At 68.1% G+C, this 14,421-nt stretch carries 12 protein-coding genes and 1 tRNA gene; 2 read left to right on the top strand and 11 right to left on the bottom strand.

The features are described 5' to 3' along the window. Nucleotides 1–6: 6 nt before the first annotated feature. The 9 genes from eccCa to CD790_RS21110 form a co-directional block, all read right to left on the bottom strand. Complete coding sequence (eccCa, locus tag CD790_RS21070) at nucleotides 7–3,984, bottom strand: type VII secretion protein EccCa (protein WP_144384871.1); 3,978 nt, start codon at nucleotides 3,982–3,984, stop codon at nucleotides 7–9. A gap of 19 nt (nucleotides 3,985–4,003) precedes the next feature. Next, nucleotides 4,004–4,924, bottom strand: coding sequence for a type VII secretion protein (locus tag CD790_RS21075; RefSeq protein ID WP_260867746.1), 921 nt, complete (start codon nucleotides 4,922–4,924; stop codon nucleotides 4,004–4,006). A gap of 515 nt (nucleotides 4,925–5,439) precedes the next feature. Then, nucleotides 5,440–6,771: a type VII secretion integral membrane protein EccD gene (gene eccD, locus CD790_RS21080; RefSeq protein ID WP_260867747.1), complete on the bottom strand. Its 1,332-nt coding sequence runs from the start codon at nucleotides 6,769–6,771 to the stop codon at nucleotides 5,440–5,442. A gap of 43 nt (nucleotides 6,772–6,814) precedes the next feature. Beyond that, nucleotides 6,815–7,090 (bottom strand): hypothetical protein, encoded by a 276-nt coding sequence (locus tag CD790_RS36015; RefSeq protein ID WP_260867748.1) that lies wholly within the window; start codon nucleotides 7,088–7,090, stop codon nucleotides 6,815–6,817. 31 nt (nucleotides 7,091–7,121) lie between these two features. Continuing rightward, a complete protein-coding gene (locus CD790_RS36020; RefSeq protein ID WP_260867749.1) occupies nucleotides 7,122–8,132 on the bottom strand; it encodes a hypothetical protein in 1,011 nt (336 codons plus the stop codon). Beyond that, nucleotides 8,129–10,432, bottom strand: coding sequence for a hypothetical protein (locus tag CD790_RS21095; RefSeq protein ID WP_144384873.1), 2,304 nt, complete (start codon nucleotides 10,430–10,432; stop codon nucleotides 8,129–8,131). Before CD790_RS21095 ends, CD790_RS36020 begins: the two co-directional genes overlap by 4 nt. Then, nucleotides 10,429–10,881 carry a DUF6507 family protein gene (locus tag CD790_RS21100; protein WP_144384874.1) on the bottom strand — a complete coding sequence of 151 codons (453 nt, stop codon included), beginning with the start codon at nucleotides 10,879–10,881 and terminating at the stop codon, nucleotides 10,429–10,431. Before CD790_RS21100 ends, CD790_RS21095 begins: the two co-directional genes overlap by 4 nt. A 70-nt stretch (nucleotides 10,882–10,951) precedes the next feature. Beyond that, nucleotides 10,952–11,260: a pore-forming ESAT-6 family protein gene (locus tag CD790_RS21105; protein ID WP_144384875.1), complete on the bottom strand. Its 309-nt coding sequence runs from the start codon at nucleotides 11,258–11,260 to the stop codon at nucleotides 10,952–10,954. 17 nt (nucleotides 11,261–11,277) lie between these two features. Beyond that, nucleotides 11,278–11,610 carry a hypothetical protein gene (locus CD790_RS21110; protein ID WP_144384876.1) on the bottom strand — a complete coding sequence of 111 codons (333 nt, stop codon included), beginning with the start codon at nucleotides 11,608–11,610 and terminating at the stop codon, nucleotides 11,278–11,280. A 275-nt stretch (nucleotides 11,611–11,885) separates the two neighbouring features. Between CD790_RS21110 and CD790_RS36620 the strand changes: the two genes are divergently transcribed. Continuing rightward, complete coding sequence (locus CD790_RS36620) at nucleotides 11,886–12,683, top strand: SDR family oxidoreductase (RefSeq protein ID WP_313956523.1); 798 nt, start codon at nucleotides 11,886–11,888, stop codon at nucleotides 12,681–12,683. 118 nt (nucleotides 12,684–12,801) lie between these two features. Here the strand turns inward: CD790_RS36620 and CD790_RS21120 are convergent. Next, nucleotides 12,802–12,875: transfer RNA gene (locus tag CD790_RS21120), tRNA-Pro, on the bottom strand. 167 nt (nucleotides 12,876–13,042) lie between these two features. On the opposite strand from CD790_RS21120, the gene CD790_RS21125 reads away from it, so the two are divergent. Further along, nucleotides 13,043–13,336 (top strand): YiaA/YiaB family inner membrane protein, encoded by a 294-nt coding sequence (locus CD790_RS21125; protein WP_186319158.1) that lies wholly within the window; start codon nucleotides 13,043–13,045, stop codon nucleotides 13,334–13,336. Between the two features lie 78 nt (nucleotides 13,337–13,414). On the opposite strand, the gene CD790_RS21130 is transcribed toward CD790_RS21125, so the two are convergent. After that, complete coding sequence (locus tag CD790_RS21130) at nucleotides 13,415–14,386, bottom strand: alpha/beta fold hydrolase (protein WP_144384877.1); 972 nt, start codon at nucleotides 14,384–14,386, stop codon at nucleotides 13,415–13,417. Nucleotides 14,387–14,421 lie beyond the last annotated feature (35 nt).

The raw sequence follows: 14,421 nt of genomic DNA on the forward strand, positions 1-14,421 counted from the left end.
GTGACGTCACTCGGCCTTCTCCGCCGTCGCGGTCTGGATCAGTCGGTTGGGTTGGCCGCGACGGATCAGGGTGCCTCGGCCGGGTGGCTGGGCTGAGGCGTACACCCGGGGGAAGAGCTGGCCCTCCGAGCGGTCGCCTGTCATGACGAGCGCGGAGGTGCCGCTTTCGCGCAGGGTCGTCAGGAACGGCTCGTAGAGCGCGCGTGAGGATCCGGCGACGCGGCGGGCGATGACATAGTGCAGCCCGATGTCGGGGGCGGACGGCACGTAGGGGAGGAAAGGCGCCAGCGGCTGCTGGCCGGCTGTGGTCAGCACGTCGTAGTCGTCGATGAGGATCACGATGCGCGGGCCCGAGCCCCAGCTGCCCGGTTCCAGCAGCAGGGGGTCGGTTGCCTCGTCCGGCATGCGCTTGCCCAGCTCGGCGGCGATGCCGGTGGCCAGCGCCCCGGCGAGCCTGGCGTTGTGGGCGTAGCCGCCCCGGTAGGGCTCGGGCACGACGTCACGCAGGCCGCGCCGCGGGTCCATGATGCCGAAGACGAGTTCGTCGGCCGAGTATCGCTCGGTCAGACCCTGGGCGATCAGGCGCAGGAGGTTGGTCTTGCCGCACTCGCTGTCGCCGAGGATGAGCAGGTGCTGGTCGTGTTCGAACAGGTCGAGCGGCACCGGGTCCAGCGCGTTCTGGTCGAGGCCGATGGGTACCCGTAGCGGCTCGGCGGCGATCGAGGGCAGGGATGCGGCAGGGATGCGGGCGGGCAGGACGCGGACCTGCTGGGCGAGGTCGCCCGGCCAGGCCGCCCGGATCGTCCTGGCGGCCTGCTCGACGGCCGAGCCCAGGTCGGCCGTCTCGGGGATCCCGTCGATGCAGGGTAGGGCGACCTGGGCAAAGAGCTTTCCGTCGGTCAGGGCGCGGCCGGTGTCGTCGGGGGTGAGGGTCTGGGCGAGCTTTCGGTCGATGCTGCTGTCGCCGGGGTCGTTGAGTCGCAGCTCTATCTGGGTGCCGAAGGTCGACTGTTGGGCGATGCGTACGTCGTTCCAGCGCAGCATGCCAGCTACAACGTGGATGCCGTATCCGCCGCCGCGCCGGAGGAGGTCGCCCATCGCGTCGTCGAGCGCCTCGAAGTCGTCGCGCAGCGCGCCGAAGCCGTCGATGAGCAGCACGATCTCGGTCGAGGGCAGCTCCGGTACCTTGCCCGCGGCCCGCAGGTCCCGGAGCCGTTCGATGGAGTCGATACCCAGCTCGCGGAAGATCTCCTCGCGGGCGGCAAGCATGCCGTGCACCTCCTCGACGGTGCGCGCGGCCCGCTCGCGGTCGGCGCGGCCCGCGATCCCGCCGACGTGCGGGAGCGCGGTGAGGGCCTGGAGTCCGCCGCCGACCAGGTCCAGTCCGTAGATGCCGACCTCGCGCGGGGTGTGCGTCATCGCCAGCGACAGAGCAAGCGTGCGCAGCAGCGTGGTCTTGCCGGACTGGGGGCCGCCGATGACGGCCGCGTGGCCGCCGGCGACGGTGAGGTCGAGGATCCACGGGCCTTGCCACTGGCGGACCGGGTCGTCCAACAGCCCCAGCGGCACCCGCATGACGCCGTGGCGGCGCTCGAAGCCCATGCCGCGCTCATCGACGTAGACGGCGCCGCCGACCCTGTCCAGAGTGAGGGCCTCGGGCAGCGGAGGCAGCCAGATCCGGCGCACCGGCGCGGCCGCGGCCCGGAGCCGGTCGACCATGACGGACAGGACGGTGGGGCCGGGGGTGCGGTGTCGCATGGCCGGCTCGCTGTCGCTCTCGCCCGCTTCCGGCGAGCCGAGGGTGTTGTAGGCGGGGTACGGGAGCGCCACCGGGCCCTTGTCGCCGGTCTGCCGCCGCGCGGGGCCCCGGTATGGCCCTGAGACGTAGCTGGCCTTGAAGCGTTCGTAGGCGCTGGTATCGACCTTGAGGTATCCGAAGCCGGGCAGCGGCGGCAGATGGAAGGCGTCGGTGGTGTCCAGGACGGTACGGCTCTCGTCGGCGGAGAAGGTGCGCAGGCCCAGCCGGTAGGAGAGGTAGGTGTCCAGGCCCTTGAGCCTGCCGCCCTCGATACGCTGGCTGGACAGCAGCAGATGGACGCCGATGCTCCGGCCGATCCGGCCGATGGACAGGAACAGGTCGATGAAGTCGGGCTTCGCGGTGAGGAGCTCGCCGAACTCGTCGATCACGACGAACAGGTGCGGCAGCGGCTCCAGCTCCGGCCGCGTCTGGCGCAGCGCGGCGTATCCGGCGATATCGGCGACGTTGCCCGCGTCCTTGAGCACCTGCTGGCGGCGCTTGACCTCGCCGGCGAGGCTGGCGTGCACGCGCTCGATCAGCCCGGCCTGGTTCTCCAGATTGGTGATCACCCCGGCCACGTGCGGCAGTCCCTGGAAGGGGGCGAAGGTCGCGCCGCCCTTGTAGTCGACCAGGACCAGCGCCAGATCCTCCGGGGGGTGGGTTGCGACCAGCGCGAGGACCAGGGTGCGCAGCAGCTCGCTCTTGCCCGAGCCGGTGGCGCCGACGCACAGGCCGTGCGGTCCCATGCCCAGCTCGGCGGACTCCTTGAGGTCCAGCAGCACCGGCTCGTGCCCGTCACTGATTCCGATCGGCACGCGGAGGAAGGCACGTTCGCCGCGCGATGCCCACAGCCGGTCGATGTCGATCGCGGCGGGGTCCTCGATGCCCAGCAGTTCGGCGAAGTCCACCGGACCGGACAGCGGGGCGTCCACCAGGGACTCGGCGGACAGGCGCAGTGGGGCGAGCATTCGGGCCAGGCCCTCCGCCCCGGCGACCGCGATCTGGTCCACCGTGCCGTGTGCGGAGACCGGCTGCGTGCCGCGCAGGTCCTCGACCACGACCTGGTCGCCCTCGACGGTGATACGGACCGACACCTGTCCGGGTTCGGCCAGCCGCGCCGCCACCAGGTGCAGCACGGTCACCCCCATGTCGGGCAGGGAGACGGCCTCGTCAGGGCGGGGCATTTCGCGGGCGTCCTGGCCGTAGCAGTCGTCGACGACGAGCAGTCGACTCGCCATCACCAGCGCGTCCCGGCCGGACAGGCCGCGCCGTATCTCCGCGGCGTAACCGGCACGCTGCCGCAGGTTCCAGCTCAGCAACCGGGCGAGCTGCGGCAGATCGGGGGCGATGCGGCGGGCGGCCACGGGCCCGTCCCGCTCCTCGGGGTCGCAGACGTGCGGCAGCCACTTCGTCCATTCCCACTCCCCCAGCGCAGGGCCGGGCGCGGCGAGCGCGATGCCGACGTCGTCCGGGGCGTGGAAGACGGCGGTCTGGACGAGAATCGCCCGCGCCACCCGCAGCACGGCGTCCCGCTCGCCGACGATGCTGACGTTGCCCACCCGGTCCAGGGGCACGGTCAGGGGCAGGTCGGCGGCGGTGCCGAATCGGCCGATCAGCGCACGGGCCTCGTTCAGCATGAACCGGTCGGGCGGCGTGAGGACGCTGCTGCCCTGCTGGGACACGGTCAGGGTGCGGACCGGCATCTCACCGGTGCCGATCCGCACCCGCAGGAAGTCGCCGTCAGCCCGGCGCCGCTCCCACAACCGGGCCGGATCGGACACGATGTCGTACAGGGCCTGCGGCGGTGGATCGAGGACGCGAGCGGCCGCACGGCGCTCCCGTTCCTGGGCTCCGAGCTCCTCGCGCTGCTCCTCCACGTACTCCAGGTAGCGCTCGCGCTGCCGACGGCGGGTGCGCTGGGCCTTGCCCCGCTGTGAGAGCAGCAGCGCGACGGAACCGAGGACGGTGACGACGAGGACGATCGCGCCGATGGCCGCGAACTGGCCGCTGCGCAGCACGGTCATCATGACGACCGAACTCATCACTCCGACGATCGGCATCAGGGCCATGGCGACGCCGCCGGTCCGGCCCTCAGGGAGGTTCGGCGGCGGCTCGATCGCGCGAGGCTCTGGAGGGAGCAGCGGGCGGGTGCTGCGCGCGGGCCGGTGTATCAAATGGGTCGTCATCGTCGTATCGCTCGGGTCGTCATCGCTGCTTTCGCAGGGCACGGTCAAGGAGTTCGGCGGCGAGCTGCCCGGCGGCCAGCCGGGTCTCCTGCCCGAGCGCCGCGGTACGGATCGGCCCGCCCGCCGCCAGATGCCGGTCGTAGGGGATCGTCACGACCCGGGCCCCGGCCGCTCCCAGATAGGCGGAGGCGGCGGCCATGTCGATCGTCATGTCGGGAGACGACTTCGTCAGCGCGACCACGGTGGCGGGAAGCAGCCGCGGGCGGGGCACGTCGGCCATCCACTCCAGCACCGCACGCGTACTGGCCACGCCCTCCATGGTGGCGGGCGCCACGAGCACCCGTGCGTGCGCCGCGGCCAACGCGGTACGGGCCAGGGGGTTCGGCAGCGTCTCGCAGTCCACCACGGTGATCCCGAAGTACCGGCGCAGCGCCATCATCACCGCACGGTACGAGGGCAGTTCGAGGCGGGTGCCGACCCGCCCCTGACTGCCGGGCAGCAACCAGCCGCCCTCCTCCACCTGGACGAGGTAGCCGGTGATCTCCGCGAACTGCATCGAGGGCGAGATGACCTGGGCCAGGTCCGTGCAGGTCCAGCGGACGGCGGGCGCGGCGAGCCGGATCGGGAGCGTACCGAGCGCGGGATCGGCTTCGAGGGCAAGGACGGGGTCCTGCCGGTAGTGCGCGTAGGTGAGGTTGAGCAGCGCGGCGACAGTGGTCTTCCCGGCGCCGCCGCGGATGCTGGTGACCGAGATCTGGCGGCCGGTGGTGACCGGCTGCTGCAACGCCTGGGCGATGCGGGTGGCTTCTGCCACGTCGCGGGAGGTGGAGGAGAGGAGGAGCTGCCGCAGCGAGCGACGGGCGCGGCGGACGAGGGAGTCACCGGAGCGGGAGCGGCGGTGGGCGGGAAGGAGGTCGGGGTCGACGGCCGGGACGGGCATGGGGGAAGGGAGCGGACGCGGGGCGGCGGGTATGTGCTCCGAGGCCAGAGCCGGTGGGGGAATGCCCTCGGGCCCGGGAACGGGGCCAGCGGCGGGCCTGGGGCCGGGAACGGCCTCAGCGTTGGGAACGGGGCCAGCGGCGGACCCGCAGCCGGGAACGGCCTCAGCGTTGGGAACGGGGCCAGCGGCGGACCCGCGGCCGGGAACGGCCTCGGCGCCTGGAACCAGTCCAGCGGCGGGCCCGGGGCCCGGCATAGGCGAGCCAACGGGCTCGGAGTCGGACGCCATGCGGACGACCTGCCCCGGCACGGAAAGGGACTCGGACGTCGTTGGGATGCTCTGCCCCGGCACGGAAACAGAAGCTGACTCGGACACGGGAACGGGCCCAGGAGCAGCCTCGACACCGTCGCCCCGCAGCTGACGGAGCAGGTCGCCCTGCCAGTCACCGCCAGCCATGACACTCCCCTTCACATCGCTTGCGCTCACTCAACGACCGGACCACAACAGGAACAGGCTCAGAAGACATCGAGAAGTCGGCCGTACACCCCGAACGCCCCGACCACGAGCGGGAACAGCGCGACGACACCAACCGCCTCGACGAGGTCCGCGCCGCGGCGGAGCCGGACCCGTACGTGCTCCGGCGGCCGAACGGCCAGCGCACCAAGCGGCAGCACGGCGGCCACCGCGAGCACGGCCAACGGCCCGTAGGGCTCCCCCTCGACGTGATCGATCCAGAGCAGCACCAGCCGTACGAACAGCACGACGGCCCCCGCGAGCAGCACCACGACCTCGGCGACGAGCGGATAGGCCCGGGACCGGGAGAGCAGCACCACTGCAAGCACCGCGGTCAGCAGCACGGTCCACGGCGAAGGTTCGGTGACGGCGAGCAGCCCAGCGCCGACGGCGGAGGCGGCGGTGACGAAGGTCGCCAGCACAAGCCCTCGGTGCGTCGCTGCCAACGCGGTCTCCACCGCATGCCGGCTCACGGACGTCCCACCGGAGCGCCGGTCGTCCAGCGCGGTCAACCCGGCCCCCGTCAAGGCGAGTCGGGGCAACACCCCGAGCACGACCACGGACACGACGGCAAGCACGGCACCGACGAGGCCGACGTCGTCCTGCACGGCGGCGGCGAGTTCCCACGCCCCCACAGTCGAGACGACGGCACCCGCTCCGACGAGTCCCCCGCGCCCCACAGCCGAGAAGACCCCGAGCAGCACGAGCGTGACGACGAAGGCACCCCCCACACCGGCGAGCCGCGCCGGACCGTCCCACCCCTGTGCATCGGCGACGGTCCACGCACCCAACACCCCGAGCGCGCCCCCGCAGACCATCAGGGTGGAACCAAGCTCACGGTGCGCGTGCTTCCGCAGCCGGGCGAAGGGAACCCCGAGGGCGGACAGCAGGACAGCAACGCCCAACAGAGGCACGGCGACATCGGAGGCCCCAAGACTCCCCCGGGCCATCACCCCGGCAGCCACCACGAGCCCGACACCGGTCGCAGCCGCGGTCCACCTTCGCGCGGCGTCTCCCCAGCGCCAGGCCCGCAGATCCAGATCCTCGGCGACTTCGTCGCTGACGTCGTGTACGACGGGAGCGGCGGGCGTATCCCGCTCCCGCACCAGCCGCAGCACAGCACCGTCGGCAACCCCCGCGGAAGCGAGGGAATCGTCCTGCGAGAGCAGCGTCCCATCGGCAGCGACGAGGTGCCGAAGCATCGGCTGCGCCGCCGTATGGTCGTCGAGCAGCCGCAGAATATCGGGAAGCAGACGCCCGATCGGCTCATCGGCAGGCAGAACCAGATCGACTCGCCGCCGGTCTCCGACCAACGTGACCCGGCTCAGCTCCACCCGCTGTGACGCCACCCTCACACTCAGCACTCGAACAAACCTATCATCGCGAGGTCCCGTTGACGCTCGTGGGCGCGGTCCGCACCCCAGGCCCCGGCCCCGCGTTCCCCCGCTCCCCCAACTTCCCCGACACGAAGGACCACCCGACACACCCCGCACACAACACGGCAGCCAGAGCGACCCCGGCGAACGCCTTCCCGAGATTCTCATCGGTGGTACGACGACTGCGCCGCGCACCATGAAGCAAGGCATCACGCAACCGCCGGCGCCGCACCGCCACCGACTCCAGCAACTGACTGTCGTAATCCTGCGCCGCCATGACCCGCCCCTCCTGGCATCCCTGGAACAGCTCAGCTCTTACTGGCCAGTTCCCTCAACGTGGCCAGGTCGATGGCCACCTTGGCAGCTTCTCGCTGTACCCGTCCTAGGCCCTCGGTGACGGGAAGTGCCGAGAATTCAGAAAGTGCTTCAGAAGGCCGCAGGCCGTGCTCCTTCGCCTGCTGCAAACGTTCCAGCCACCTCAGACCTGCCTCGTAACCCTCATCCTCAGCGGCCTTTCGCGGCTCGTAGCTGGCCGCATCATCAGCATCAGACGCCCACAGGTAGCCAAGCACTCCGCGTTCTCCGACCACTGGCACGTACTCGACCTGTCCACTTGCCGAACGCGCGTATCCGGAAGGCTCGAATCCTTGCGGATGATGGAACACCCTGTATCGGTAAGGGATTTCGAAGCTCCCCCATACGTCAGAGGCAGAACCGTCCTCTTCGAAGTAGTTGTCCACTCCCGTTTCGGTCGGCTTGCCGAACCACGTGGGGTCGTCAGGGTCTGTCTCTGCATCCAGGACTTCCGAGATATCCCTGAGGACAGCCGCTAGTCGCGGGTAGTTTGCCGCGTAGACGTCTGACTGCCTCCGGCCCTTCAAGTCGTACGGCATCCATGCATCCGTGTAGGTCTGAAGCTGCACGCTGAAGAAGTCAGTCATGGCGGATACACCGAGCGAGAATACCTTGCCCTCAATGTGCTCGCCGTTGCCATCCAGCAGCACGCCAGCACACGTGATATACGCCTCCACACTAGCGATCTTCCCCGGGGCCGTACGCGCCTTCACCTCTCGAACCAGATTCTCCATGTCCTCAGCCGAGGCATGAACACCCAAATCGACTTTTCCCTGGAATAGCTGATTACCTGGATTTCCGTACGCCGGGATCGAAATGGTCGCAGACTCGCCTCTCACAGCAAGCCGGCGCTCCACCAGCACGGAATGGACCGCGCTAAGTCCAAGGAAGCACTCCGCGACCTGGTCATCAATATCCTGATCACGCCCCCAGGTCCACCGCGCAACGGGAGTTGAAGCGATCACGAAATTCCTCCTGGCGTGAACTTGCCGCCCGGCGGGATCATCAAGGTCCCGTCCTCGACGCGAATAACGAACTGCATATTGTAGCTGCCATAGAGCCCACTCAAGCGTTCAGCTATGTTGTTGGCCGCCAGATCCTCCAGCGTGCCCTTCGTGTCGATAACGAAGGTCTGCACGTCGGCCCGAGAGTCGATCAGCTGCCCTCTGTTACTGAGGATCTTGTTGATCAACTTCTTCGGGTTCTGGATATCCTTGAACTGATATCCGTAGGTAGTCCCATCCGAGTCGCGCGCCACAACATCGAGATCGGTGCGCTCGCCAGTAACGACCCCGGGCTTGAGTTCATAGCCTGCCTTAGCCTCGAAGGCGATATCGCGCACACCGCTGGCCTGCAGCCGATCAGCCAGTCGTAGCTGCTCAATTCCACCTGCCATCTTGTCCGCATGGCTCAGGCTGGAAACAACCTGGTCATAGCCTTCGCTCCCGGTATGTCTACCAGATGCGATTGTGTCGGCGATCTCTTGACCGGCGGGGTGGCGAGACAGATTGTCCAGCACCTTCTCCAAGTCGCCGGGCTTAACCTTCGAGCCTCGCAGTTGGTCCCGGATCTTCTGTTCGGCCTCACCGCCACGCTCGAACGGCCGTGGTTCGTCACCGCTGGGGAGTCCGTCCTGGCCTCTCTGACCGTGCGCCCCAGTACCATCCGGACCGTCGTGCCCGCCACCACCGGGTCCATCGTGCCCACTACCTGCACCAGCATGGCCACCACTTCCGGTCACTGGCGCGTCGTGGGCTACTGGACTGCTGCGATCACCCCTGAATACGTCACCCGATCCCGAACCGTGGCTGCTCGGCTCTGATACGTCTTGGCTCGCGGGCGGACCCGTGCCTGAGTTCTCGTTCCTGCCGTGAGGCGTAGGGTTGTCGCCAGTTCGGTTCGTGGCGTTCAATTCGTTCTCACGCCCGCCCACTCCGGCGAGTTCGTGGTCTCTCGCGAGGGACACGTCCTCGCCTTGAAGCCGCTCGTTGGCGGATCGTTCCTGCGGTACGTCCTTGGCGTGTTGATGAAGCGTGCCGTCAGCGTTATAGAGGCTGCCGTCCTTGTCGTAAGCCTGACCGTTAGGCAGTTCAAGCGTGCCATCGGGGCGCACCACCGTGTTGTCACCGAAGCGCAGTGAACCGTCCGGGAGTTCGGCGTATCGGCCCGCGTAGACGTTCTTCAGTCCGGCCACCACGTCGGCAACCTTGACCTTGCCGACGCTGCCGGCCTTGCCCAGTGCCCCCGTCACATACGTCATGGGGTCGGCCAGGCGCCCACCCTGGCGTATCGCATTGATCGCCTTGGCGCCCTTACTGGCAGCGTTGGCCGCCTGGCCCGCCTTGGTCGGTGCGGCGATCGCGGTCAGGCCGTTGAAGACCACCACTCCGGTTGCCCGGCCGGGATTCTTCTTCCACTGGTCGTAGGCGACCAGGCTCTTTCCGGTCTCCTTCGCGACCTGTTTGCTCTCGCGCAGAAATTCCGGGAGCGCGTCCTCCGGCTTGTTCCGCCAGTAGGGGGACATCCAGACGGTGGCGCCGACGCCGAGCATGGCCAGGCCTTTCCACGAGGCCTTCATCTCGTCGATGCCGTGGAACCCGGTGAGAGTGAGTAGACCGTCGATGGTGCCCCACACGCCATCGATGAAGAACCCTTCGAGCCCCTCGTAGATGTAATGAGTGGCGTCAAACTTTGAGTACTTCTTCTCTGCGGGCTTTCCCCACGGCGCCTCTTCCGGCTTATCAGCCTTCTCCGCACGCGCCTCGTACGCCTTGGCCTTGTCCTTGAGTGTCGTGCCGCCGTGCAACATGGCGATGCTGTCGTGTGCCCGCTCCTCGGCCGCACGGAATGCCTTCACCGCAGCTTCCACGGCATCGAAGATCTCGTTGTGTTCGTCGACCTTGTCCTGGTCCCTCTCCCAGCCGGCTTCGTCCTCCACACTGTCGACGAACAACGCCGCTTGCGTTACCAGCGACTTCAGCTTCTCGACGATCGGCCTGATTTCGATCGCGTAGCTGTCCAGCGCGCTCCAAATCCACTCCAGCTCCCCCGCGAAATCGTCCGCGGTGTCCCGCACCACAGCGGTCGTACCGAAGAGCTGCTCCGCCTCCGGTGCCTCGTAGAAGGACTTCATGGTCTGGAAACTGGTGTGAATATCCGAACCAGTCTTACGGATCTTGCCCGCGATCGTCTTGAACGCCAGCGCGTCCGTCTCCAACTGCTCCAGATTCCCCGTGAACAGCGGAATCCCCTGGACGTTGATCACGACTTGTACACACCTCGCCACTCCGCACCGGTCTGCGAGGCCGGAATGACACGCGGAGCCTCGAAGCCCTCTGGCGGCAAGAGCGCATTACGCTGCGCCTCGGCTGCCATCTCGAGGTCCCCGTCGATGTAGGCGGTCGTCGCCCCCGTCGCCCCATCCAGCGACCTGCCTGAGCGAGCGACCATGTACTCAAGGCATACGCCCCGATCCTTGAAGTACTCCGCCAACGCCACCGCTACCAGACCCAGCTCGTTGGCGTACGCGTCGCCGACCACCGGCTTACCCTCACGGGCCACATCGTTGCCGAGGATGGTGCCGGATGACGCAGCGGCGCTCTCCACCAGCGCGCTGAGGGACTTACCCTCACCCTCGATCTGACCGATGATCTCGGCGGTGTTGAGCAACACACCCCGCACGCCCGGCGGGTCGATGTCCCAGTCCTTGTCCATATCTCCCCCTGGTTACGCATGCCCCGTGTGTGGCAATGACCGAGCAATGGCGGCGGCCCGGTCGTACGCCTCAACCGATGGCGTCCACCGCAGCCTTGGCCCGCGCCAGGGTCTGCTGAGCGGTCCCGTCGTTCTTCTCCAGCGTGGTGCGCACCAGCTGAATGATCGACCTCACCTCAGCGGCCGCGTTGTTCCAGCGGACTTCCTTCGCGTGGTACTCGTCCGCGACCCCGTCCGCCGTGAAGTCCGCCATCGCGGCCTTCACCGCCTGGTCGCGGTCGTTGAGCACCTGCTCCAACCGTGCGATCACGACGGTGATGTTCCCCTGCACCTCACCGGAGGCACCGGAGTCGTAACTACGACGGTCCTGGCTAGCCATGCTTTCGTCCCCCTGCCTCAGCGCCCGGAGAACCGAGCAGCATCGAAGTTCGCCGCGGCCAACGCGGAATGAGCGTTGTCAGCCGACTCCTGGTCACCAGTGCCGAACGCCTTGTCCATCCCGGACTGTCCGCCCAGAATCTGGCTGAGCGCCCCGTTCAATGCTGAAGTAATTTCATCAGCGTTCAACTTAAAGGTGTCAAACGCCGTCTTGCCGGCACCGTTGAACCGGCCCTCCAGCGGCTCGGCCGCAGCAACCAACTGCCTGATGAGTACACCCAAGTCGTTGCTCGAACCTGCGGTTTGCGTTGTCAGGGTCGACAGCGCAGTACTGCCCATATCGAATTTCATGCCCCACCCCGTGTCTGATCGTGACAGCGTCACACGCTCACGGCCGCTACACGCACATGCCCCTGCAGTGCCGGTCATACCACCATACAGATTGCAGGAAGCTGCCTGTGACTTCGCCTCGACACGCTGTAACGTGCGCTTGCTTGGGGAAACCAACAAGGCGCCGTCTACGCCCGGATGAGGTCGCTGGCGACCGCGCCCGGGGTTGGCCATGCGTCAGATGACACGGCCGTGACGCAGGGAATCGTCGACTGCTACGCCGTGATAGCCCCCTGTTGGCGGTCGCGCGGAGCAACGAACTGTCCGGCCGCTGCGCCTCCGCCAAGGCCGGCTTCGAAGGACTCACACGCGTGCTCGCCCGCGAGCTCGGCCCCACCGGCATCACCGCCAACTGTGTAGCTCCCGGCTCCATCCACCTCCCCATCGAAGACTCGGTCGTCGAAGACCCGGAAGCCATGCCCTGTCGGCAGCTCGCCCGCCAATGCGTTCAGCACGCAGCCCAGCACCCACGAGCCGCCCACGGCCCGCCGCAACGGAACCGCGACCGATCTTCTGGACCCAGTCACTCACGCACGCCCCACGTGGCGGGGGCGTCAGTTGCGATGCACACCCCCCTTCGCCCACCGCCCCCGAGGCGAGTCGTATCCCCATCGCATGACACCAATGACGGCGGCCGCCGGCTCACAACAGCCACCAACGCCGCTCCCACCTCTGGGAGTCAACAGAAGAAGGCCGTAGACAAGGGACAAGAGCTCGTCATGGACCAAGCCGAATGCCCCAGACCGCCGCCCTCGAGTGCCGTGAGCTGCCCGCATGCCTCACCCTCCCCGCCACCGGGCGCTCCCCCACCACCGGACCGGGATCCTCACCTGGGAGCACCATCGACGGTGAACCGGTCACCGCGCCCGCCCGGGCGACAAGGGGCAATTGGCTCCCGGGAACCATCCCGCACACGCGTCCGTACGCCACGACCGGGCGACAACAGCGACATACGGTTGACGACCGCGCCCAACCACCGCGACCGGCCGGACACATCGACCGGATCGGATGACGGAAAAAACGGACACAGTTGACGTCTTGGGAGCATGGGAGCACGAGCGCTCCCAGAGGGCTCCCACCTGGGAGCAAACACACGTACGCCAAAGGCCGCTTCCAAAGATCGGAAACGGCCTTTGACCTGCGATAACACCGTCGGGACGACAGGATTTGAACCTGCGACCCCTTGACCCCCAGTCAAGTGCGCTACCAAGCTGCGCCACGTCCCGGTGCTCGTTCGGTCCGGGGTTTTCCCCGTTCCGACCGCGCACGAGAACAATACCGCACTTCAGGGGGTGCTCGCCTCCACCCTGGAGGCGGGAGCACGCTCGGGGCTCAGGGTGGGATGAGTAGCCGTACTCATGCGCGGGGGTCACGGGGCGAGCACGCTACGCGCATGACGACTCCATCGATTCAGCGGCCGACGACGACGGCCTTCTTCATTCAGGCGGCGATCTCGTTCGGGATCTCGCTGGCGGCCGTGGCGTACGGGATCGTGAAGCTGCCCCTGGGGACCTGGGAGCGGGCGTTCCTCGCGCTGGGGCTCGTGTTCGTCGTGACCTCGAGCTTCACGCTGGCCAAGTGCGTGCGGGACCGACAGGAGGTCGAGGAGATGACCAACCGGGTGGACAAGGCCCGGATCGACAAGCTGCTGATCGAGCAGGACGTGTTCAAGCCGGGGAGCGTCTGATCACCCGGCCGCACCCTGCTTGGATATCGGATACGGGAGTATCGAACACTATTTCGATTGCACGGGTGGGAGAGCCGTCTATATGCGGGTCTCCAGCCATGCCAGCAGGTCCGCCTCCACCTGCGCGCGGTTGGTCTCGTTGAGGATCTCGTGGCGGGCGCCGGGGTAGCCCTTCCAGGTGAGGTCGCGGGTGCCGATGTAGCGGAAGTCCTCAAGCAGTTCGTAGACGAGCGTCATGCGCTGGTTGCAGGGGTCCTCGGTGCCGACGGCTATGTGCACCGGAAGGGTGGGCGGGATGCGCGCCTGGTTCCGGGGGTTGTTGATCTTGCGGACGGCCCGCACCCAGTCGAGGGACAGCCCGGCGCTGAACGGGAAGCCGCAGCGCTCGTCGGCGGCGTACGCCTCGACCGCCTCCGGGTCGCGGGAGAGCCACTCGAAGCCCGTGCCGAATTCGTACGGGTCGTTGAACAGGGCGAAGAGGGTCGGGGTGAAGGTGGACAGCGCGGTGCGGCCGCGCTCGGCTATCTCGCGTTCGATGTGGGCGGCGAGCTCGTCGATCTCCACTCCCGGGAGGGTCCGGAAGGTGCCGGAGAGCATCAGGCCGGCCAGCTCGTCACCGTGCTCCTGGGCGTAGTCGCGAGCCAGCATCGAGCCCAGGCTGTGGCCGAAGAGGACCAGCGGGGCGCCCGGGTGGTCGGCGCGGGCGCGGGCGCTCAGGGCGCGCAGGTCGGAGACCATCAGTCGCCAGCTGTCCTCGCCCACGACCCCGTAGCCGCCGGTCGCCTCCGCCGTCGCCCCGTGGCCGCGCAGGTCGGCGGCGACCACCACATAGCCCTCGGAGGCGAGTAATCGGGCGAAGCGGTCATAGCGCAGGGCGTACTCCGCGGCCCCGTGCACGATCTGCACGATCGCCCGGGTGGCCCCGGTTCGCCCCCGCTCCGGCTCCTCCCGTCCCCTCGCCACCCCCGGGGCCCACGTGTACGTCGCCACCCGCACCCCGTCGGGCGTCTCCAGGTAGTCGGTGCGGAACGCGGTGTCGGTGGCTGACATGCCATTGTCTCCTGAGCCCGGTGGGCGGGGTAGGG

It is taken from the genome of Streptomyces sp. SAJ15, from assembly GCF_007595705.1.
In the GTDB taxonomy this organism is placed as follows: domain Bacteria; phylum Actinomycetota; class Actinomycetes; order Streptomycetales; family Streptomycetaceae; genus Streptomyces.